Origin of the sequence: Streptomyces sp. NPDC047886 (genome assembly GCF_043204435.1) — a bacterium.
In the GTDB taxonomy this organism is placed as follows: Bacteria; Actinomycetota; Actinomycetes; order Streptomycetales; family Streptomycetaceae; genus Streptomyces.
Genome location: NZ_JBIDCF010000004.1, coordinates 446,834 through 467,315, shown reverse-complemented (window position 1 = coordinate 467,315; position 20,482 = coordinate 446,834). Strand labels below are relative to the sequence as shown.

Below are 20,482 nucleotides of genomic sequence, written 5' to 3'. Positions count from 1 at the left end.
ATCGGGGCTCGCTGTCGAGGGCCCGCCGTGAGCGGATGACGAGCCGCCCTCCCCTCCGACGGGCGCCTGCCGGGGCGTGACCACCCGCCGCCCCGGCAGGCGCAGGCCCTCTCCGCGCTACGACTCCACCGCACACCCCCACTTCAGAGATCGAGGCATCCCATGCGTCCTTCCGAGCCGAGCCGACGGTCCGTTATCGCCGGCGGTGCCGGCGCCGCCGCACTCGCCGCCGTACCCGCTCTGGGCACCGCCGCGCACGCGGCGCCCGCCCCCGTGCCGGGCCGGGGGCGTGACCGGGCCGCCGGGGGAGCCACAGCGGCCCCGTACCGCTGGCGCACCGCCGTGATCGGCGGCACCGGTTTCCTCACCGGCGTGCTGTTCCACCCGTCGGTGCGCGGCCTCGCGTACGCCCGCACCGACATCGGCGGCGCCTACCGCTGGGAGGACCGCACCGGCTGCTGGAAACCGCTGACGGACCACATCGGCTGGGACGACTGGAACCTGCTGGGCGTGGAGGCCATGGCCGTCGATCCCGCGCACCCGAACCGGCTGTACCTGGCGCTCGGTACGTACAGCCAGCCGTGGGCGGGGAACGGCGCGGTGCTCCGCTCCGACGACCGGGGCGCCACCTGGGCCCGTACCGACCTCGACGTCAAACTGGGCGCCAACGAGGACGGCCGGGGCACGGGCGAGCGGCTGCTCGTCGACCCGCGCGACAGCGCGACGCTCTGGCTGGGCACCCGGCACGACGGCATGCTGAGGTCGAAGGACCGGGGCGCCTCCTGGGCCCCCGCGCCCTTCCCCGCCTCCCCCTCCCCCACCGGCCAGGGCGTCACCTTCCTCGTCGCCGCGGGCCGCACCGTGTACGCGGGCTGGGGCGACGGCGGTGGCGCCCTGTACCGCACGACGGGCGCCGGGGGCGGCTGGGAGGCCGTGCCGGGCCGCCCGGCCGGCGCCGCGGCGAAGGTCCCGATCCGCGCCGCGTACGACACGGGCACCCGCTGCCTGTACGTCACCTACGCGGACGCGCCCGGCCCCAACGGGCAGTCGGACGGGTCGGTGCACCGGCTGAACACGACGACCGGCGCGTGGACCGACGTCACCCCGGTACGCCCGGGGCCCGGTGACACGTTCGGCTACGGCGGTGTCGCCACCGACGCCCGGCGCCCCGGCACCGTCGTCGTGTCGACCAACAACCGCTGGGGCCGGGTCGACACGCTGTTCCGGTCGACGGACGGCGGCTCGACCTGGACGTCCCTGAAGGACTCCGCCGTCTTCGACGTCTCCGAGACCCCTTTCCTCGCGTGGGGTGAGGCGACCCCCAAGTTCGGCTGGTGGATCCAGGCGCTGGCACTCGACCCGTACGACTCCCGGAACCTCGTGTACGGCACGGGCGCCACCCTCTACGGCACCCGCGACCTGCGCCGCTGGGCGCCGCGGATCCGCGGCCTGGAGGAGAGCTCCGTACGCCAGCTGATCTCGCCCCCGGCCGGGGAGGCGCATCTGATCAGCGGGCTCGGCGACATCGGCGTGATGTACCACGAGCGGCTCACCGCTTCGCCGTCGCGCGGGATGGCGACGAACCCGGTGTTCGGGTCGGCGACCGGGCTCGCCCAGGCCGCGCTGCGGCCCGCGTACGTGGTGCGCACCGGCTGGGGCGAGCGGGGCAACGGCGCGTACTCCACCGACGGAGGCCGGACGTGGGCGCCCTTCGCCGCCCAGCCCGCCATCGCCAAGGACGCTCCGGGGCCCATCGCCGCCAACGCCGACGGCACCGTGCTGCTCTGGTCGTTCGTGCACGGGGACGGCACCAGGCACGCCACGCACCGCTCCCTCGACAACGGCGCCACCTGGGCCGGAATCGACTCCTTCCCGAAGGGCGCCACGCCGGTCGCCGACCCGGCCGACCCGACGCTCTTCTACGCGTACGACACCGACACGGGAACGGTATACGTCAGCACTGACAGTGGCGCCTCGTTCACGGCCGGTGCGACAGGACTGCCCGCAGGGGACGTCCAGTTCAGGATCGCGGCCGTGCCGGGCCGGCGGGGCGACCTGTGGCTTTCGGCCAAGTGGAACGGGCTGTACCACTCGACCGACGCGGGCCGCGCGTTCACCAGGGTGAGCAGCTGCTGGGCGTCGTACGCGCTCGGCTTCGGCAGGGCGGCCCCCGGCGGCGACGGCTACCCGGCGATCTTCCAGACCGGCGCGGTCGAGGACTTCGTGGGCGTCTACCGCTCCGACGACGGCGCGAAGAGCTGGATCCGGATCAACGACGACGCCCACCAGTGGGGCTGGACCGGTGAGGTCGTCACCGGCGACCCGCGCGTCCACGGCCGCGTCTACCTCGGCACCAACGGGCGCGGCATCCAGTACGGGGACCCCGCTCCCGGAGCTGGTGCCTGATGCCGTCGCTCCACGACGCCACCCGGGGACGGATCCTCTTCGGCGGCGACTACAACCCGGAGCAGTGGCCCGAGGAGACCTGGGCCGATGACCTCCGGATGATGAAGGACGCCGGAGTCAACTCCGTGACGCTCGGGGTGTTCTCCTGGGCGCGCCTCGAACCGCGCCCCGGCGCCAGGGACTTCGGCTGGCTCGACCGGCTGATGGACCTGACGCACACGCACGGCGTCGGCGTCGTCCTCGCCACGCCGACCGCGTCGCCGCCGCCGTGGATGGGCTCGCGGCACCCCGAGACGCTGCCGCGCGACGAGAACGGCCAGACGGTGTGGTGGGGGTCGCGGCAGCAGTTCTGCGCCAGCTCCCCCACCTACCGGGCGTACGCCGCCGCGATCACCGAGGACCTGGCCGCCCGGTACCGCGCGCACCCGGCGCTGACGATGTGGCACGTCAACAACGAGTACTGCACGCACTGCTGGTGCGACGAGACCGCCCGGCACTTCCGCCGCTGGCTGGCCGCCCGGTACGGCACGGTCGACGCGCTCAACGAGGCGTGGGGCACCGCGTTCTGGTCGCAGCGCTACGACGCCTGGGACGAGATCATCCCGCCCCGCCGTGCCCAGTACATGCGCAATCCGGCACAGCTCCTGGACTTCCGGCGGTTCACCTCGGACGCGTTGCTGGAGTGCTACGTCGCCGAGCGGGACATCGTCGCCCGGCACACCCCGCTCGTCCCGGTGACCACCAACTTCATGCCGTTCTGGTCGGGTCAGGACGCGTGGACGTGGGCGGGGCGGGAGGACGTCGTCTCCGTCGACGTCTACCCCGACCCGAAGGACCCGTACGGCGGCCAGTACAACGCCATGATCGGCGACATGACCCGGTCCCAGGCGGGCGGCCCGTGGATGGTGATGGAGCAGGCGGCGGGCCCGGTGAACTGGCGGGGCGTCAACCACCCCAAGCCGCGCGGACTGAACCGGCTGCTCTCCCTCCAGTCGGTGGCGCACGGCGCGGACGCCGTCTGCTACTTCCAGTGGCGCCAGTCGCGGCAGGGCGCGGAGAAGTTCCACTCGGGCATGGTGTCGCACGCCGGCGAGGAGGGCCGCACCTTCCAGGAGGTCAAGCGGATCGGTGCCGAACTGGCCGTGCTCGGCCCCGAGGTGGCGGGTACGGACGTGCGGGCGGACGTCGCGGTGCTGCACGACTGGCACTCCTGGTGGGCGGTGCGGCAGGACGGCATGCCGTCCCGCGAGGTCGACTACCCGGAGGTGGTGCGGGCGTGGCACCTGGCCCTGTGGCAGCAGGGCCTCACCACGGCGTTCGCGCACCCCGAGCACGAGCTGAGCGGGTACCGCCTGGTCGTCGTCCCCCAGCTGTACCTGCTGACCGACGCGGCGATCGACAACCTCGTGGGGTACGTGGAGGGCGGCGGCACGCTGGTGTCGGGCTTCCTCACCGGGGTCGCCGACCGGGACGACCGGGTCCGCCCCGGCGGCATGGACGCGCGGCTGCGCGCCCTGTTCGGGATCGGCGTGCTCCAGGAGTGGTGGCCGCTGGACAAGGGCGAGACGGTCCCCTGCGACGGTTTCGAGGGGTCCCTGTGGTCGGAGGAGCTGACGGCGTCCGGCGACGGCGAGGTGCTGGCCGCGTACCGGGGCGGTGAGCTCGACGGGCTGCCCGCGGTGCTGCGCAGGGGCCGCGCCTGGTACGTGTCGACGCTGCCGGAGCCCGCCGCCCTGCGGGCCCTGCTCGCGGACGCGGCCGGGCGGGCGGGGGTGGGCCCGGTGCTCGACGGGCTGCCGGAGCGGGTGGAGGCGGTACGCCGCGGTGACCTGCTGTTCCTGTTGAACCACGGGCGGGCGGCCGTCACGGTGGACGTGCCCGGCACCCATCGGGACGTGCTGACCGGGGCGCGGGTGACCGGCGCTGTGCCGCTGGAGCGGTACGGGGTCGCGGTGCTCAGGGAGACACCGCGATGACGTGGGGCGGGGCGGGCGGGGGCGGGTTCGGCGGCGGGCCGGTGCACGGAACGTGGGAGCCCGCCCCGGCCGGCCGCTGGGAGGACGCGTTCCTGAGCGGCAACGGCCGGCACGGTGCCATGGTGTTCGGCGATCCGGAGGACGACCGGGTCATCGTGAACCATCACGCGCTGGTGCTCCCCGTACCGGCCGCCCACACCCTGCCGCCCCGGCTCGCCGCCGGGCTGGCCGGACTGCAGGACCGGCTCCTGGCCGGGGACACGACCGCCGCCGAGCGGTTCACCGACGGGCGGGAACTGCGCTGGGTGGGCGCCTTCCACCCGGCGTTCCAGGTGCGGACGCGCCGGGAGACGGCCGGTGGGGGCGGGCGCTACCGCCGCGAGGTCGACTTCGCGACCGGGGTGGTGCGTTCCGTGTGCGCCGGGCGGGAGAGCCGGGTGTTCGTGTCCCGCGCGGACGACGTGATCGTCCAGTACGTCACCGGCGCCGCCCTGTCCGCCGTGATCAGCCTGGACCACCGGCTGCCGGGCGCGCCCGGGAACCTGGCCGTCGGCCAGGGCACCGTCCTGACGGCCGAGGGGGCCCTGCTGAGCCTGCGGGCCGCCTACCCGGGCGGCGACCTGGCGTTCACCGGCGTGACGCTGATCGTCGTGCCGCCGGGCGGTACGAGCCGCGTCGAGGGCCCCGGCGTCCGGGTGTCGGGCACCCGGGAGGTGCTGCTGCTCACGCGGGTGCGCCGCCACCCGGGCGAGTGCGATGTCCTCGGGGAGGCCGCGGCCCTGCGGGCACTGCTCACGGAGCCCGCCGCGGAACCCGCGGGACCCGCCCCCCGGGAGGCCCCGGGCGCCGTGTACGCCGCACTGCTCGCCCGGCACGAGGCGCGGCACCGCACGGCGTACGAGCGGGTCGTGCTGGACCTCGGCGGGAGCGCCGCCGACCGGGCCCTGCCCGGCAGCGCGCTGCTGGCCGCCCCGGACAGCCCGGCGCTGACCGAGCGGCTGTTCGCGGCGGGCCACTACCACCTGCTCTCCGCGAGCGGGATGCTGCCGCCCCGGCTGGTGGGCCTGTGGACCGGCGACTGGGACACCGCCTGGGCCGGGGCGTTCACGACCGACGCCAATCTGAACCTCCAGACCGCGTCGGCGGCGGCCGCCGGCCTGCCGGAGGTCGCCGAGGCCCATGCGGCGCTGGTGTACGGCCAGTTGCCGGACTGGCGGGACAACGCCCGGGCGGTCTTCGGGGCCCGGGGGGTGGTGGCGCCGCCGCACACGGACGGCGTGTCGGGCCATACGTACCACTTCCAGCGCGAGTACCCGCTGCACCTGTGGACGGCGGGGGCCGACTGGCTGCTGCATCCGCTCGTCGAGCACGCCGACACCACCGGCGCCACCGATCCCCGGCTGGTCGCCGCACTCGCCGAGGTGGCCCGGTTCTACGAGGACTTCCTGACCCGCACCGGGCCCGACGGGCGGCTCGTGATCGTCCCGTCGTACTCGCCGGAGAACCGGCCCGCCAACGCGAGCTGGGGCACGATCAACGCGACGATGGACATCGCGGCGGCCCGGCACGCGCTCACCACGGCCGCCGACCGGGCCTGCGGCCCCGGGGACGCGCGGCGGCTGCGGGAACTCGCCGCGCGGCTGCCCGACTACCGGATCAACGAGGAGGGGGCGCTGGCCGAATGGGCGTGGCCCGGCCTCGCCGACAGCTACGACCACCGCCACCTGAGCCATCTGTACCCGGTGTGGCCGCTCGGTGAGATCAACCCGTACGACACCCCGGAGCTCGCCCGTGCCGCGCACCGGGCGCTGGAGCTGCGCGGCGCGGAGAACGACTCGGCGCACGGCCATCTCCACCACGCCCTGATCGCGGCGCGGCTGCGGGACGGGACGCGGGCGGCCGGGGCCCTCGGCCGGGTGCTGCGCGGCGACTTCTTCCATGAGTCGCTGATGAGCGCGCACTATCCGGGGCGTGAGGTGTACAACGCCGACGCCGCGCACACGCTGCCCGCGCTGCTGATCGAGCTGCTGGTCCAGTCGACGCCGGACCGGCTGGTGCTGCTGCCCGCGCTGCCCCCCGCGTACCGGGCGGGGGCGCTGCGCGGCGTGCGCACCCGGTTCGGCGCCCGTGTCGACCTGGAGTGGCGCGACGACACGTGCACCGCCACGCTCCGCCCCTCCCGTACGGGCCGGATCGACCTGAGGACTCCCGCCGGCGGACAGCCGCTGGAGCTGACCGCCGGTGAGGAACGGGTGCTCACGCTGAGCACCCGGTGATCCCCATCCCCCCACCCATGGAAGGGACCCCATGGCACGACGTACCCCCGGCCGGCTGCGGACGGCGCTGCTCGCGCCGGTGCTCGCGCTCGGCGCGACGATCGGACTGGCCTCGGCGCCGGCGCACGCCGCCGTCTGGCACACCTGCGACCAGTGGGGCAACACCTCGCTGAACGGCTACACCCTCTACAACAACATCTGGGGCAAGGGCCCCGGCCCCCAGTGCACCTGGGCCAACTCCGGGACGAGCTGGGGAGTGTGGGCGGACCACCCCGGCACGGGCGGCATCAAGTCGTACCCGAACGCCAAGAAGGCGGTCAACCGGTCGATCAGCGGCATGTCCTCGCTGACCAGCGGCTACCGGGTGACGGTCCCGTCGTCCGGCGCGTACAACACGGCGTACGACATCTGGGACACGGACTACGACTACGAGGTCATGCTCTGGATGAACCACAACGGCCCGGTGGGCCCGCTGGGCACCGCGCAGGGCGGTGTCACGCTCGGCGGTCACAGCTGGAACGTGTACAAGGGCCGGGTCACCAACGAGGACGGCTCGTACCACGACGTGTTCTCGTTCCTGCGGACGTCGGACTCCACCTCCGGAACGGTGAACATCCTGCCCATCCTCAAGTGGATCAAGGACACCAAGGGCTGGTGGGGCGACGAGACCATCGGTGACGTGCAGTTCGGCTTCGAGATCACCTCGTCGCCGGGCGGTCTGGACTTCCGCACCGACAGCCTGACGGTCTCGGCGGGCTAGCACCCCGCGCGGGCCGCGCCACGCCGCGAGGGCTTCGTGGCCCGCGCCGGCGCCGCCGCCGCGCGTCCCTCTCGTGGACGCGCGGGGGCGGCGTCCGGCGTGTCCTGCCGCGCTGCGGGACGAGAGTGCGCCACGGGACGGGAACGGCCTCGCCGCCGAGCAGGAGTCACCGTGACGCACCGAGCCCGGCGTGATCCACCGCGACCGGTTCGTCGCCCGTCCGCGCCGGTGCTGTCAGGCCGGTGGTGGGCCACACGGGCCGAGGCGTCGAACCGCTGCGCCCTGGACAGGGGCCCCGGGGCACAGGGCCGGCGTCGGGGCGGTCCGCCGGGCCTCGCGGGTCAGGGGCGGTCCGCCGGGCCTCGCGGGTCAGGGGCGGTCCGCCGGGCCTCGCGGGTCAGGGGCGGTCCGCCGGGGCGGCCGCCCGGGGCCCGGTGCTCTCGCGGACCGTCAGCTCGGGCGCCAGCAGGACGACCTCGTCCGTGCCGCGCCCCTCCAGTTTGGCGACGACCTGCTCCACCGCGTGACGGCCCATGCTCTGCGCGGGCACCGCCACCGACGTGAGCGGCACGGAGGCGTGCGCGGCGACCTGGTCGGGGCAGATGGCCATCACCGAGACGTCCTCGGGCACGGCACGGCCCTGCTGCCGCAGCAGGGCCAGGAGCGGGTCGGTCGCGGCCTCGTTCTGCACGATGAACGCGGTGGTGCCGGGCCGCTCGTCGAAGACGCGGGCGAGGGTCGCGGAGACGGCGGCGTAGCTGCCCTCGCAGGGCCGGTGGAGCAGGCGCAGGCCCCGTTCGGCGCTGCGGGCGCGCAGTCCGTTCAGCGTCCGCTCGGCGAAGCCGGTGTGGCGTTCGTAGACGGCCGCGGCCTCGCCGATGACGGCGATCTCGCGGTGCCCGAGCCCGGCGAGGTGGTCGGCGCACAGCGCGCCCGCCGCCTCGAAGTCGAGGTCGACACAGCTCAGTCCTGTGGTGTCGGCGGGCAGGCCGATGAGGACACCGGGCCTGGCGGCCTCGCGCAGCAGTGGCAGCCGGTCGTCGTCCAGCTGCACGTCCATGAGGATCATGGCGTCGGCGAGCGCGCTGCCCTCGATGCGGCGGACGGCGGCGGGGCCCTCCTCACCGGTGAGCAGCAGGACGTCGTAGCCGTGGCCGCGGGCGGTGGTGGCCACGGCGATGGCGATCTCCATCATGACCGGCACGTACATGTCGCTGCGGAGCGGGATCATCAGCGCGATGATGTTGGACCGGCTGCTGGCCAGCGCGCGGGCGCCGGCGTTGGGGTGGTAGCCGAGCTGTTCGATGCTGCGCTCGACGCGCTCGCGGGTGGAGGCCGAGATGGACCGCTTGCCGCTCAGGACATAGCTCACCGTGCTGGCGGACACTCCGGCATGCTGAGCGACATCGGCAAGGGTGACCATCGGCTCTCCCGGACGGTAGGGCTGCGAAGTGAAGCGGACCGGAGTGAAGCAGAAGTGCGGCAGAACACGGGGAAGTGAAGAGCCCTGCGAAGTGAAGCGCTTCGATTCGTTTCGCTCCGAGATTAGAGGGACCGCCGACGACTGTCCAGAGAATCTATCGAAGCGCTTCGATAGGAGTCTCCGGGGGCCGTGGACCGGACGCCGCGAAGGCCCGGTACGCGGGTGAGGCCGGGGAGGCGAGCGCCTCCCCGGCCCAGGGTAGTGAAGGGACCGCCCGTCCGCTCCTATCCGTTCGGGATCCGCAGGAAGGTGACGGAGTGCGGCGGGAAGGTGTGCGTGAACGTCCGGCCGACTCCCGTCAGGGTCGATTCGACGGGCAGGACCGGACGGTCGTCCGCCGTGTTCACGGCGTCGGGCGCGCCCTGGAGGGTGGTGAGCCGCGCGGTCGTGGAGCCGGGCTCGGTACCGAGGTCGACCCGGGTGCGGGCCGGGGACGCCTGGGCGTTGACCACCTTGACGATCAGCTCGCCGGTGGCGGCGTCCCGCGTGACCACCTGGCGGAACGGTTCGGCGCGGGAGTCGTCGGTGAAGGAGCCCCACCGCTGCCCGTCGAGGTAGAGGGTGACCTGGCGGCCGCGCACCTGGACACGCAGGTCGTAGGTCCGGCCGGTCTCGACGGTCGTGGCGTTCTCGGTCAGCGTCTGCTTGGCGCCGTCGACCGCCTTCTCCACGGCGGACCGGGTGTTGTTCCAGCCGCCGAGGTTCCACCAGTAGTGGTTGCCGGTGTCGCGGACGCCGAAGGCGACGAGGAAGCCCTCGCTGCCCGCCCTCTTGGTGGCCTTGACCCTCAGGTCGTAGTTCCGCCAGGCCGGGTCCCCCGCCGTGACCAGGGTGTCCTGGGCGGCCGTGTCGGACTGGACGAAGGCGCCGTCCTGGACGGTCCAGGTGCCGCGACCTGCCGCCCGGGTCCACCGGCCGTCACCGGCGGAGAAGTCGTCCGCCAGGAGGGTGGTGCCGTCCTCGCCGGTGACCGACACATCGTCGTACGCGACGCTGGTCGCCCAGGTGGACAGGCCGACCGCGCCGGTGATCGGGGCGTTCAGGTGCGGCGTGCGGGACGCCTCGCTGGGCACGACCCGGTCGCCGGTGTTGTTCATGAACAGCTTCTGCACCTCGTAGCTGGTCGACCCCCAGGAGCGGGAGGAGTCGAACCAGATCATGTCCGGCCGCCACTGGTTCTGGTCGACGTCGGCCAGCAGCGGGGCGTACGAGGCGAGTTTGACGACGTCGGCGTTGCGCTCCAGGCCGGTCATGAAGGCGGCTTCGGACAGGGCGTTGAAGAACCGGTTGTCACGGGAGGCGTACTCGCCGAGGAAGACCTTCGGGCCCTGGCGGTCGTAGGAGTCGTACCGCTCGTTGTTCTCCAGGAACCACTGGGGGCTGTTGTAGTAGTGCTCGTCGACCAGGGCGACGCCCGCCTGGCGGTTCAGCTGCCAGAGGCGGTCGAAGGTGGTGCCGGTGTCGTCGGGGCCCGAGTTGCCGACGACGGTGATGCCGGGGTACCTGGCCTCGATGGCGGCGCGGAACTGCTGGAAGCGGGTGAAGTACGCGTCGGGCAGGTTCTCCTCGTTGCCGACGGCGAGGTGGGTGAGGCCGAACGGCTTGGGGTGGCCCATCGCGGCGCGCTTGCGGCCCCAGGTGGAGGTGACGGGCCCGTTGGCGAACTCGATCAGGTCCAGGGTGTCCTGGATGTGGCGGCGCAGCAGGGCGTGATCGTCGGTGGCCGTGTTCTGGCCGCAGCCGGTGACCAGGGCGGGGACCACGGGTAGCGGCATGGCGCCGATGTCCTCGGCGAACTGGAAGTACTCGTAGTAGCCGAGGCCGTAACTCTGGTGGTAGCCCCAGAAGTTGGCGTTGACGGCCCGTTCCTCGACGGGTCCGACGGTGTCCTTCCACTGGTAGGAGCGCTTGCGCTCCCAGTCGGGCGCCTCGTACGCCCGGTGGCTGCCGGTGTTGACGAGGCAGCCGCCGGGGAAGCGGAGGAATCCGGGCTTCAGGGCGGCGATCTTCTCGGCGAGGTCCTTGCGCAGCCCGTTCGGGCGGCCCTTGAAGGTGTCCTTGGGGAACAAGGAGACCATGTCGAGGCGCAGGACGCCGCCGCCCTCCGCGGTGACCGCGAGCCGGGCGCCCGTCGTGGTGGCGCGGCCGGTGAGGGTGCCGGAGTACCGGGTCCAGCCGTCGCCCCGCACGGTGACGGTGAGCGGCGCGGAGAGGGCGGAGCCGTCGGCGGCCTGGAGCTGGGCGGTGAGGCGGGTGCCGCGGCGCTGGTCGGTGCGGGCCCGGACGGAGAAGTCGTAGCGGGCGCCCTCCCGTACGGCGATCCCGGTGCCGTATCCGGAGTTGACGACGCCGTAGCGGGCGCCGGCGCCGCCGTGCCCGGAGAGGTCGACGCGCAGGTAGTGGCGGTTGCGCTCGTTGAGGCGGTCGGCGTCGCCCACGACCCGCACGGTTCCGGTGGCGCCGCCGGTGGCGGTCTCCCGCCAGCCGGTCAGCGGGGTGTAGGCGCGGTTGTCGGCGGTGGAGAACTCGAACGACCGGTTCTGGACGAGTTCCGCGTAGAGGCCGCCGTCGGCGGCGTTGTTGATGTCCTCGTAGAAAACGCCGTACATGGTGCGGTCGATCGCGGGGCCGGTGCGGTCGGGGTGGACCGTGAGGCTGTAGTCGGCCGGCTCGGCCGCGGGGATGGAGTCGTCGGCCCGGGTGGGGGCCGCCATGACGGTACCCACCAGCGCGGCCGCCAGCGCGAGGACGAGCCTCGGCCGTATGCGTGCCATGTGTGTGCTCCTGGATTCTCTGCTGTTCGATATACCGGACATTGACCAGGACTTCGAACAGGAAGATAGGCACGGGGAGTTGACGCGTCAACGGTGACGACCGTGTCACCGGGTCCGCCGGGCCGGTCGTGGCGCGCGGGGCGACGCCTCCGGCAGCCGTACGGTCGCCACCGCTCCCCCGTCCGGCGCATTGGCGAACTCCACGTCGGCGCCCAGCACAGCCGCCTGGCCCAGCACGATCGTGAGCCCCAGGCCGTGCCCGCGCCCCCGGTCCGCCTCGCCCGTGCGGAACCGCTGCGGGCCCCGGTCGATCAGTCCCGCGGGGTACCCGGGGCCGTGGTCGCGGACCCGGACCAGCGGTCCGTCGACCGTCACCTCGACCGGTGGGGCGCCGTGCCGGTGCGCGTTCACCACGAGGTTGGCCAGCACCCGGTCGAGCCGGCGCCGGTCGGTCTCCACCCGCGCGTCGCGCACGATCCGCACCTCGGCGGGCAGGCCCGTGGCCCGTACCGCCCGTTCGGCCGTGCGGCCGAGATCGTGCGGGTCGAGCTCGGCGCGCTCCACACCCGCGTCGAGGCGGGAGATCTCCAGCAGGTCCTCGGTGAGCCGGTGCAGGGCCCTCAGCCGGTCGTGGATCATCTCCTTCGGCCGGCCGTCCGGCAGCAGCCCCGCCGCGGCCAGCACCCCGGTCAGCGGGGTGCGCAGCTCGTGCGCGACGTCCGCGGTGAACCGCTTCTCGGTCTCCAGCCGGGCCTGGAGCGTGCCCGCCATGGTGTCCAGTGCGGTGGCCACCGCCCGCACCTCATCGCGCCCCGCTCCCCGCCCGCCGTCGCCGGGCATGGAGACGCGGGCGTCGAGGTCGCCGTCGGTGATGCGGCGGGCGACGGCGGCGGTGGCGGTGAGGCGGCGGCTGATCCGCACGGCGAGGAACAGACCGGCCACGGCGACCAGCCCGGCCGCCGCCACCGCCGAGCCGATGATCGCGGTGTCGGTGTCCCGCAGGTGGTCGCGGGTCTGGGCGTACGGCGCCCACACGGCGAGCGCGTGGCCGTCGGCGGGCGCGGCCGCCCACATCACGGGGACGCCGTCCCGGGCGCCGACCATGCTGCCCCGCCTGCCCTGCCGTACCAGGTCGCGCAGCTCGCGAGGGAGCTCCGGCGGGTCCAGTTCGGAGGCGAGCGCGCCGGTGGACGTGCCGTACTCGTAGTGCCGGGCCGCCTCGTCCAGGGCGTGGCCGATCTCGGTCCTGACGTGGTCCACCGTCTGCTCGGCGGTGACGTTGTGGACGAGGATCCCGAGGACGGCGGCGACGGCGCAGCACACGGCGGTGGTCGTCGCGGCGATCTTCCAGCGCAGGCTGGCCGCCCACCCGGTGCGCGGCCCGCCGAGCGGACCCCGTGAGCGGCTCATGTCCCGCCGCGGGGGCAGGGGCTCCGGGTCCGCTTCAGGGCGGGGCACTGGTCGAGCATCAGTCCGCCGAGCCGCATCTCGCGCCCGTCCCAGACGTACTCGGAGACGCTGACGTACGCCGGGTTCGACGTCGGCTCCCGTACGGTCAGGTGTCCGGCGGCGACCTGCGTGCCCTCCAGTACGGCGCGGCGGGACAGCACACGGGTGACGGCGGCGTTCTCGACGGTGTAGACCCGCAGCTCGCTCAGCCGTCCGTCGATGTCGACCGCGGTGATGAGCTCGGCCCTGCCGTCGCCCGTCAGATCGTGGTGGACGGGCGGACGGACGGGGCAGGCGGCGGCCGCGCACGCGGCCATGAGCCGTACGGCCCGGGGGTCCACGAGCACGCCCCGCCCCTCGTCGGCGCGCCCCGCCGCGGCGATGTCGGCCCTGACGACGGCGAGGGCGTCCGCGTCCCGCATGTCCCCGGACGGCACGGCGGGCACCGGAACCCGGGCGGGACCGCCCGGTTCCCGCCCGGGAGGCGGCGGCGCGGGGCTCGTCCCGGCCCACAGCGACAGCGGTGCCCGCAGCCGCCCAGGGCTGCCGTGCGCGCGCGGCCCCTCGACGTCGGCGCACCCGGCGGCCGGTGCCAGCGCCGCCAGACCCGCCGCGGCGAGCAGAGCACGACGTACCGGTGTCGGGGCCATGACCTCATGCTCGGGGCGCCGCGGCCGGGACACACGGTCGGCTGACCCGTCCGGGTCATCCTGCCCGGGCCACCCCGCTCCGGTCTGCTCCGGCCGGGCTCCGGTCTGCTCCGGCCGGGCTCCGGGCGGGCGGGTCAGAGTTCCCGGTGGGGCCAGTCCAGGAGGCGGGCTCCGATGACGGCGGTCTGCAGGGTGTAGCGGTGCATCGGCTCGGCGGGGTTGGAGCCGGTGAGGCGGTGGATGCGGTCGAGCCGGTACGTCAGGGCGCGGACGCTGAGGCTGAGGCGGCGGGCGGCCTCGGCGGCGTTGCAGCCGGCGTCGAAGTACGCGGTGAGGGTGTCGATCAGCGGTTCGGCCCCGCCCCTGGCCTGTTCCAGCGGGCCGAGCGCGCTGCGCACCAGATCGGCCATGGCCTGCCTGTCGCGCGTCAGGACCGGGAAGACCAGCAGGTCGGCGGCGCGGAGCACGGGCTCGTCCAGGTTCATCCGCTCGGCCAGGTCCAGCGCGTTGAGGGCTTCCTCGTACGAGTGGACGACACCGCCGGGGCCCGAGTGCGGGCGGCCGATGGCGACCCGGCCGCCGTCGGTGGCGGCGTACGCCTGCTTGGCGAAGAAGGTGAGGACGTCGTCCTGGTCGCCGGGGGCGACGCAGACCAGCCGGCCGTCCTTGGTGGTGAACAGGATGCGCCGGTCGCCGAACCGGCCGAGCAGCGCCTGTTCGACCTGGCGGGAGACGGGGCCCGCCTCGTCGTAGGCGGTACGGGCGTCGGCGACGGCCACGGCGTGCGCGCGGGCGAGCCGCAGCCCGAACCGCTCGGCGCGCTCGGCGAGCCGCCCGAGGTCGCTGCGCCCGTAGAGCAGGTCGTCGATGAATTCGCGGCGCGCGGCCTCCTCCTGGCGTACGGCCAGCCGCTGGGCCTGCTCGTAGCCCTCGGCGAACGCGTCGATGGCCTGCTGCACGGCGGCGAGTACGCTGTCGGCCGCCGCGCCGGACGGCCAGGCGTCACGGGTGGCCGCCAGGTGCATCCCGACGAGGGCGCGCAGTCCGTGCCCGTCCTCGGCTGCCCGCTCGCCGAGCGCCCTGCGGGAGCGCAACTCGTCCCGGTTGAGCCGCCGGCCGGTGGCCGAGACCTCCGCCAGGATGCGGGCATAGCCGTCCAGATACTCGTCGGATATCTCCCGCCCCGCCACGCTCTTCCCCACATCCTGATGTTCCGTTGACGCCCTGCCGACGCGATCTTGACGCGGATCGCCCCCGGTAAGGGTGCCAGACCCGCCGCGCTACGTCGGCCACGATCGCGCCAGGTGCCCCGCGCGACGCCCTGGCGTTCGCGCGGAAGCGGCTCGACAATGAGGGTGATGACGGACAACCTGGGACACAGCGGAGAGATCGGGCCGACGGAGCGGCTCGCCATGAACCGCACGGGCAGCTTCGACTGGGATCTCGACGCCGGGACGATCGACGTCGACGAGGCCGGCCTGCTCGTGTTCGGCCTGGTTCCCGGCGCCTTCGACTCCCGTCCCGCGTCGCTGGTGCACCGGCTGGACCCGCAGGAGCGGACGCGGCTCGACACGGTGATCCATGACGCGCTGACCAGCGGCCGCACCTCGTACGCGGCGCACTTCCGGCAGGAGCGGGAGGACGGCTCCGCCCAGTGGACGCATGTGCAGGCGCGCATCCTGCGTGACGGGACCGGGCGCGCCCACCGGATCGTCGGCATCGTCAGGGACGCCACATCCGAGGTGACCCATTCGGAGTTCATGCTGGAGCTGGAGAAGCGCAGACGACGCCAGACGGACATGGTCGAGCGGTCCACACGCGCGCTGTCCCGGGCGGTGACGGTGGACGATGTCACGGCGGCGCTGACCGGCGCCGGGGGGCTCGCCAGGCTCGGTGCGGACGGGCTGGCGCTCGGCCTGGTGGAGAGCGGCTCGCTGAACATCATCGCGCTGAGCGGCGACTCGCTGGAGGTGCTGGACGACCTGCGGGTGCGCCGGCTGGAGACGGGGCTGCCGCTCGCGGAGGCGGTGATCAGCGGCCGCCCCCTGTTCACCAGCGACTTCCAGGAGATGATCAAGGGTTATCCGCAGCTGGCGCCGTACGCGGGGCACCTCAGGTTCAAGGCCGCCGCGTATCTGCCGCTGATCGCGCAGGCGCGCACCCTGGGCGGGATGGCGCTGTTCTACCTGCGGCGCACCGCGTTCACCGCGGACGAGCGGAACCTGGCCCTGGGCCTCGCGGCCATCGTGGCGCAGTCCCTCCAGCGGGCGATCCTGTTCGACGAGGAGCGGGAGCTGGCGACCGGCCTCCAGGCCACCATGCTGCCGCGCCGCATCCCGGACATCGAGGGCGGCGAGATCGCCGTGCGCTACCACTCGGCGTGGAGCGGCCGGCAGGTCGGCGGCGACTGGTACGACGTGATCCCGCTGCCCAAGAGCCGGGTGGGGATCGTGGTGGGGGACGTGCAGGGGCACGACACGCACGCGGCGGCGATCATGGGCCAGCTGCGGATCGCGCTGCGCGCGTACGCCGGGGAGGGCCACGCCCCGTCGACGGTCCTGGCCCGGGCCTCGCGGTTCCTCGCCGAGCTGGACACCGAGCGGTTCGCGACGTGTACGTACGCGCAGGTGGACCTGGTGACGGGAACGGTCCGGGCGGTACGGGCGGGGCATCTGGGGCCGTTGATCCGGCACACCGACGGCCGGGTCGGCGTCCCGAAGCTGCGGGGCGGGCTGCCCCTCGGCATCGCGTCGGTGTTCGAGGACGAGGAGTTCCCCGAGACCCGGCTCGACCTGGTGCCCGGCGAGACGCTGGTCATGTGCACCGACGGGCTCGTCGAGGAACCGGGGCTCGACATCGGCGAGGGCGTGGCCGCGCTGGCGGAGGCGGTGAGCGCGGGCCCGCCGGGCGCCGAGGCCCTCGCCGACCACCTCTCGGAGCGGTTCTGGGAACGGTGGGGCGCGGGCGACGACGTGGCCCTGCTGGTGCTGCGGCGCAGCCCCGACCCGGGGACGATCCGGGCACCCCGCGTCCACCAGTACATCCACCAGGCCGATCCGCAGGGCCTGTCCGAGGCACGGGCCGTGGTGCGGCGGGCGCTGCGGGACTGGGGCCTGCGGGAGTTCGCGGACGACGCGGAGCTGCTCACCGGTGAGCTGCTGGGCAATGTGCTGCTGCACACCGAGGGCGGCGCCGTGCTGACGCTGGAGGTGCTGCCCGAGCCGGTGCGGCGGGTCCGGCTGACGGTCCAGGACCGGTCCAGCGCCTGGCCACGGCGCCGGACCCCGGGCGAGGCGGCGACCTCGGGCCGGGGGCTGCTGCTGCTGGACGCGCTGGCGATCCGCTGGGGCGTCGAGCCGCGCGGCGAGGGCAAGGCCGTGTGGTGCGAGATCGGCCCGTCCGCGAGCCCGTCCCCGGCGCCCTCCCCGACCCCGTTCACGAGGCCGTGATGCCGTGATGGACCCTGTCGAGGCGCTGGACCGGATCGCGTTCCTGCTGGAGCGGGCGCTGGCGCCGGGCTACCGGGTGCGGGCCTTCCGCACCGCGGCGGCGGCGCTGGCCGCGCTGCCGGACGGCGAGGTCGAGCGGCGGGCCGCGGACGGCACCCTGGAGGGCCTCAGGGGCGTCGGCCCGAAGACGGCGCAGGTGGTGCGGGAGGCACTCGCCGGCGAGGTGCCCGGGTACCTTCTGCGGCTGCGGGACGAGGCGGACCGGGCACGTCCGGAGGAGCCGGGGGCGACGCTGCGGGCGGCGCTGCGCGGGGACTGCCACCTCCACTCGGACTGGTCGGACGGCGGCAGCCCGATCGAGCTGATGGGCCGTACGGCGGCGGAGCTCGGCCACGAGTGGGCGGCGCTGACGGACCACTCGCCCCGGCTGACCGTGGCGCGCGGCCTGTCGGCCGACCGGTTGCGCGAGCAGCTGGACGTGGTGGCGGAGCTCAACGAGCGGTGGGCGCCGTTCCGGCTGCTGACCGGGATCGAGGTGGACATCCTCCTGGACGGGTCGCTCGACCAGGAACCCGAACTGCTGGAACGGCTGGACGTGGTCGTCGCGTCGGTCCACTCCAAGCTGCGGATGGACCGCGCCGCGATGACGCGCCGGATGGTCGAGGCGGTGCGCAGTCCGCTCGTGGACGTGCTGGGGCACTGCACGGGACGGCTGGTCACCGGCGGGCGCGGGCAGCGGCCGGAGTCGCGGTTCGACGCGGCACGGGTGTTCGCGGCGTGCGCCGAGTCCGGTACGGCGGTGGAGATCAACAGCCGTCCCGAGCGGCTCGATCCGCCCCGCAGGCTGCTGCGCGAGGCCGTGGCGGCGGGGGTGTTCTTCGCCGTCGACACGGACGCGCACGCCCCGGGGCAGCTGGACTGGCAGATCCTCGGCTGCGCGCGGGCCGAGGAGTGCGGCGTCCCGGCCGACCGGGTGATCAACACCTGGACGGCCGGGCAACTGCTCACCTGGACCCGCACGCGCGAAGCGCCCGGCTGACGCGCGGAGCGGCGGCACGGGGGGGGCGCAGGGGCGCGGTGGGTCAGTCCTGGGCGGGGCGGCGGCGGCGCACCGCCCACAGGACGCCGCCGCCCACGACGACGGCGGCCGCGGCGGCCGCGCCGACGAGCGGCGTCGCGCCGGAGGCGCCGGTGTCGGCGAGGTCCGGCCCCTGGGGCGCGGGAGCGGCCGACGACGGCACATCGCTCGGCGTGGGAGTGGGGGTCGGGGTGAAGGTGGGCGTCGGTGACGGCGCGGTGGAGCCGGTCGGGGTCGGTGCCGGGCCCGGAGGCGTCGGGCTCGGTGTGGGGGTCGGCGTCGTGGTCTCGCAGACCGGGGCCGTCCTGGTCTCGTCACGCGAGAAGTGGCCACCCGGGCTGCCGTCCTTGATGACGAGCCGGACCGCGATCTCCTTGTCGTGCCGGGGCAGTTCCAGCGTCCGGCGGAACTCCGCGCCGAACCGCTCGGTGGGCAGCAGGTCCTCCCCGTCGACGGTGACGGTCACCTCGTTGGTGACGTCCGCCGAGTAGCGGGTGAGTTCGATCCGCACCTCGGAGCAGGTCACGGACCAGGTCGGTATGTGGGCGAACGCCGGAGCGGCGGATAACGCCACGGTGGCCGCACCGGCGGCCAGGGAGGTCAGCAGGGCGGCGCTGCCGCGCCGCCGCCGGATGAACGGGGTCATGGGGGTCCCTCCGTACGGACACGTCTGTCTGTGGGCACGCCGACCGGGTCGGCGCGCAGGCGCACAGTACTGGCTCCGACGGCGGGAACGGTCACCGCCCAGCGGTCGTACGGAGTTCAACTCCCCTGCGGTGACGCGGAGTCGGCCGAGAACAGTCGGCGGGGGAGGAAGAGCCGGAGGGGGTTTCCCCTCACGCCGGGGCCGTATCACGGGGGACGTACCGAGAGATCGGTTTTGCGTTCCACGAGGCCCTGGCAGTGACCTTGCGGTATCCACGCGATGCCCGGCAGGACACGCTGCCCGTGCCCTGCGCTGCCCGGTTCTGGCATGAGGCGCGGATAACGACCCCCGTAATAACGGCTTCACGGGTCGTCTGCGTCCCGCGAAGGGCCGACGGCGATCGGCCTCCTCCAGCATGCAGGAGCGTCGCCGGTATTTCTTCTGATGGTTTTTCGGGAGAAAAAAGCGACGGGTCGCCGAGCGGTGTCCGTCCGTCACGTCCCGGGGTCCGCGCCCTCCACAGGCTGCCGCCGCTCCGGGGACAGCGCCCACTGGTAGGCGAGCGCGGCGAGCGTGGACACGCCCCAGCGGGCGCGCAGCACACCGAGCTCCTTGGTGAGGGTCCGCAGCCCGATGTTCAGCCGGCGGGCGGTGATGCGCTGGTCGACGCCCGCGGCCGTGTCGATGAGGATCTCCCGCTGGCGGCGGGTGAGCCGGCCCCCGGCGGCGACGGCACGGCGGGGGTCGCCGTGCCAGATCTCGGCGCGGCGCCACGCGTCCTCGAAGCCCTCGGCGATGTACGCGACCACCGCGCGGTCCATGACGTGCCAGGCGGCGTGCGAGGGGCTGGAGCCGACGACGTGGTCGGAGATGAACGCCTGGCGGCGGTCCACGACGACACACCGCTGGAACGGGGCGATGAGCGTACGGAACTGGGTGCCCCTGGCGGTCATCTCGGCCGCCCAGGCCCGGCTGACCGGATCGTCCCTGACGCCGTCGGCGTAGAGGGTGCGGACGCTGACGCCCCGGGCCAGGGCACGGCTGTCGCGGACGGTGGCGTCGTCGCGGAGTTCCCGGGTCCGGGGGGCGGCGGTCCTGGCGGTGAGCACCTCGGTCTCGGCCTGGCTGATCGCCTCGCCGATCCGGGCGTTGACCTGTTCGGGCTCGGCGAGGAACTCGCTGCCGGAACCGGAGCGCCACTTGGCGCGCTCGAAGTGGAGGCTGAGCTCGTCGCTGAGGTCGGGGATCGCCGCCATCCGGGCGGCGCGGGCCGCCATGGCGCGCAGTTCGTCGTCGAGGCGGCGCCGGCCGGCCTCCTGCGGGTCGAGGGCGACGGGCAGTTCGGGCTGGTCGGGGTCGACCGTGACCAGCCGCCAGTCGAGCAGTTCGCGCAGGGCGGGAGCGTCGTCGGGCGCCACTCGCTCGCCGCGGGTCACCCGGGCGTAGAGCTCCCTGGCCGGGGCCGACAACTCCTCCCGACGGCTCGCCGGATCGCCCGTTTCGGTCACTCTCGCTCCCCGTTCACGGCTGCGTGT

13 protein-coding genes are annotated in these 20,482 nt (G+C 74.1%); 6 read left to right on the top strand and 7 right to left on the bottom strand.

Features of this window, described 5'->3' with window-relative positions; genetic code table 11:
• Positions 1-162: 162 nt before the first annotated feature.
• From ACGF5U_RS17020 to ACGF5U_RS17005, 4 genes are read left to right on the top strand one after another with little or no spacing between them, the layout of a single operon-like run.
• Entirely contained in the window at positions 163-2,406 is a 2,244-nt protein-coding gene (locus tag ACGF5U_RS17020; protein ID WP_392818520.1) for a WD40/YVTN/BNR-like repeat-containing protein, read from the top strand.
• Positions 2,406-4,382, top strand: coding sequence for a beta-galactosidase (locus tag ACGF5U_RS17015; protein WP_392818518.1), 1,977 nt, complete (start codon positions 2,406-2,408; stop codon positions 4,380-4,382). The genes ACGF5U_RS17020 and ACGF5U_RS17015 overlap by 1 nt, the downstream gene beginning before the upstream one ends.
• Positions 4,379-6,658: a glycoside hydrolase N-terminal domain-containing protein gene (locus tag ACGF5U_RS17010; protein WP_392818516.1), complete on the top strand. Its 2,280-nt coding sequence runs from the start codon at positions 4,379-4,381 to the stop codon at positions 6,656-6,658. The genes ACGF5U_RS17015 and ACGF5U_RS17010 overlap by 4 nt, the downstream gene beginning before the upstream one ends.
• A gap of 31 nt (positions 6,659-6,689) precedes the next feature.
• On the top strand, positions 6,690-7,418 hold the full coding sequence (locus tag ACGF5U_RS17005; protein ID WP_392818514.1) for a hypothetical protein: 729 nt from the start codon (positions 6,690-6,692) through the stop codon (positions 7,416-7,418).
• Positions 7,419-7,815: 397 nt separating this feature from the next.
• Here ACGF5U_RS17005 and ACGF5U_RS17000 read toward each other — a convergent pair whose 3' ends face one another.
• The 5 genes from ACGF5U_RS17000 to ACGF5U_RS16980 all read right to left on the bottom strand — a co-directional run bounded on the left by ACGF5U_RS17000 (position 7,816) and on the right by ACGF5U_RS16980 (position 14,964).
• Positions 7,816-8,841 (bottom strand): LacI family DNA-binding transcriptional regulator, encoded by a 1,026-nt coding sequence (locus ACGF5U_RS17000; RefSeq protein WP_392818512.1) that lies wholly within the window; start codon positions 8,839-8,841, stop codon positions 7,816-7,818.
• A 284-nt stretch (positions 8,842-9,125) separates the two neighbouring features.
• Positions 9,126-11,675 carry an alpha-L-arabinofuranosidase C-terminal domain-containing protein gene (locus ACGF5U_RS16995; protein WP_392818511.1) on the bottom strand — a complete coding sequence of 850 codons (2,550 nt, stop codon included), beginning with the start codon at positions 11,673-11,675 and terminating at the stop codon, positions 9,126-9,128.
• A 105-nt stretch (positions 11,676-11,780) separates the two neighbouring features.
• Positions 11,781-13,085: a sensor histidine kinase gene (locus tag ACGF5U_RS16990; protein ID WP_392818509.1), complete on the bottom strand. Its 1,305-nt coding sequence runs from the start codon at positions 13,083-13,085 to the stop codon at positions 11,781-11,783.
• Entirely contained in the window at positions 13,082-13,774 is a 693-nt protein-coding gene (locus ACGF5U_RS16985) for a hypothetical protein (protein WP_392818507.1), read from the bottom strand. The genes ACGF5U_RS16990 and ACGF5U_RS16985 overlap by 4 nt, the downstream gene beginning before the upstream one ends.
• Positions 13,775-13,908: 134 nt before the next feature.
• Entirely contained in the window at positions 13,909-14,964 is a 1,056-nt protein-coding gene (locus ACGF5U_RS16980) for a PucR family transcriptional regulator (RefSeq protein WP_392818812.1), read from the bottom strand.
• Between the two features lie 168 nt (positions 14,965-15,132).
• Between ACGF5U_RS16980 and ACGF5U_RS16975 the strand changes: the two genes are divergently transcribed.
• The gene (locus tag ACGF5U_RS16975; RefSeq protein WP_392818505.1) at positions 15,133-17,223 is read left to right on the top strand and encodes a SpoIIE family protein phosphatase; all 2,091 of its coding nucleotides are present in this window, start codon (positions 15,133-15,135) and stop codon (positions 17,221-17,223) included.
• A 7-nt stretch (positions 17,224-17,230) separates the two neighbouring features.
• A complete protein-coding gene (locus ACGF5U_RS16970; protein ID WP_392818503.1) occupies positions 17,231-18,262 on the top strand; it encodes a PHP domain-containing protein in 1,032 nt (343 codons plus the stop codon).
• Positions 18,263-18,305: 43 nt separating this feature from the next.
• Here the strand turns inward: ACGF5U_RS16970 and ACGF5U_RS16965 are convergent, their stop codons facing one another.
• Together ACGF5U_RS16965 and ACGF5U_RS16960 are read right to left on the bottom strand one after the other, a co-directional pair.
• Positions 18,306-18,947 carry an LAETG motif-containing sortase-dependent surface protein gene (locus tag ACGF5U_RS16965; RefSeq protein ID WP_392818502.1) on the bottom strand — a complete coding sequence of 214 codons (642 nt, stop codon included), beginning with the start codon at positions 18,945-18,947 and terminating at the stop codon, positions 18,306-18,308.
• A 494-nt stretch (positions 18,948-19,441) separates the two neighbouring features.
• Entirely contained in the window at positions 19,442-20,455 is a 1,014-nt protein-coding gene (locus tag ACGF5U_RS16960; RefSeq protein WP_392818500.1) for a TrmB family transcriptional regulator sugar-binding domain-containing protein, read from the bottom strand.
• Positions 20,456-20,482 lie beyond the last annotated feature (27 nt).

What these genes read in the sequence shown, in the direction of transcription:
- ACGF5U_RS17020 (WP_392818520.1), top strand. Translation starts at nt 163, where the DNA reads ATGCGTCCTTCCGAGCCGAGCCGACGGTCCGTTATCGCCGGCGGTGCC.
- ACGF5U_RS17015 (WP_392818518.1), top strand. Translation starts at nt 2,406, where the DNA reads ATGCCGTCGCTCCACGACGCCACCCGGGGACGGATCCTCTTCGGCGGC.
- ACGF5U_RS17010 (WP_392818516.1), top strand. Translation starts at nt 4,379, where the DNA reads ATGACGTGGGGCGGGGCGGGCGGGGGCGGGTTCGGCGGCGGGCCGGTG.
- ACGF5U_RS17005 (WP_392818514.1), top strand. Translation starts at nt 6,690, where the DNA reads ATGGCACGACGTACCCCCGGCCGGCTGCGGACGGCGCTGCTCGCGCCG.
- ACGF5U_RS17000 (WP_392818512.1), bottom strand. Translation starts at nt 8,841, where the DNA reads ATGGTCACCCTTGCCGATGTCGCTCAGCATGCCGGAGTGTCCGCCAGC.
- ACGF5U_RS16995 (WP_392818511.1), bottom strand. Translation starts at nt 11,675, where the DNA reads ATGGCACGCATACGGCCGAGGCTCGTCCTCGCGCTGGCGGCCGCGCTG.
- ACGF5U_RS16990 (WP_392818509.1), bottom strand. Translation starts at nt 13,085, where the DNA reads ATGAGCCGCTCACGGGGTCCGCTCGGCGGGCCGCGCACCGGGTGGGCG.
- ACGF5U_RS16985 (WP_392818507.1), bottom strand. Translation starts at nt 13,774, where the DNA reads ATGGCCCCGACACCGGTACGTCGTGCTCTGCTCGCCGCGGCGGGTCTG.
- ACGF5U_RS16975 (WP_392818505.1), top strand. Translation starts at nt 15,133, where the DNA reads ATGACGGACAACCTGGGACACAGCGGAGAGATCGGGCCGACGGAGCGG.
- ACGF5U_RS16970 (WP_392818503.1), top strand. Translation starts at nt 17,231, where the DNA reads ATGGACCCTGTCGAGGCGCTGGACCGGATCGCGTTCCTGCTGGAGCGG.
- ACGF5U_RS16965 (WP_392818502.1), bottom strand. Translation starts at nt 18,947, where the DNA reads ATGACCCCGTTCATCCGGCGGCGGCGCGGCAGCGCCGCCCTGCTGACC.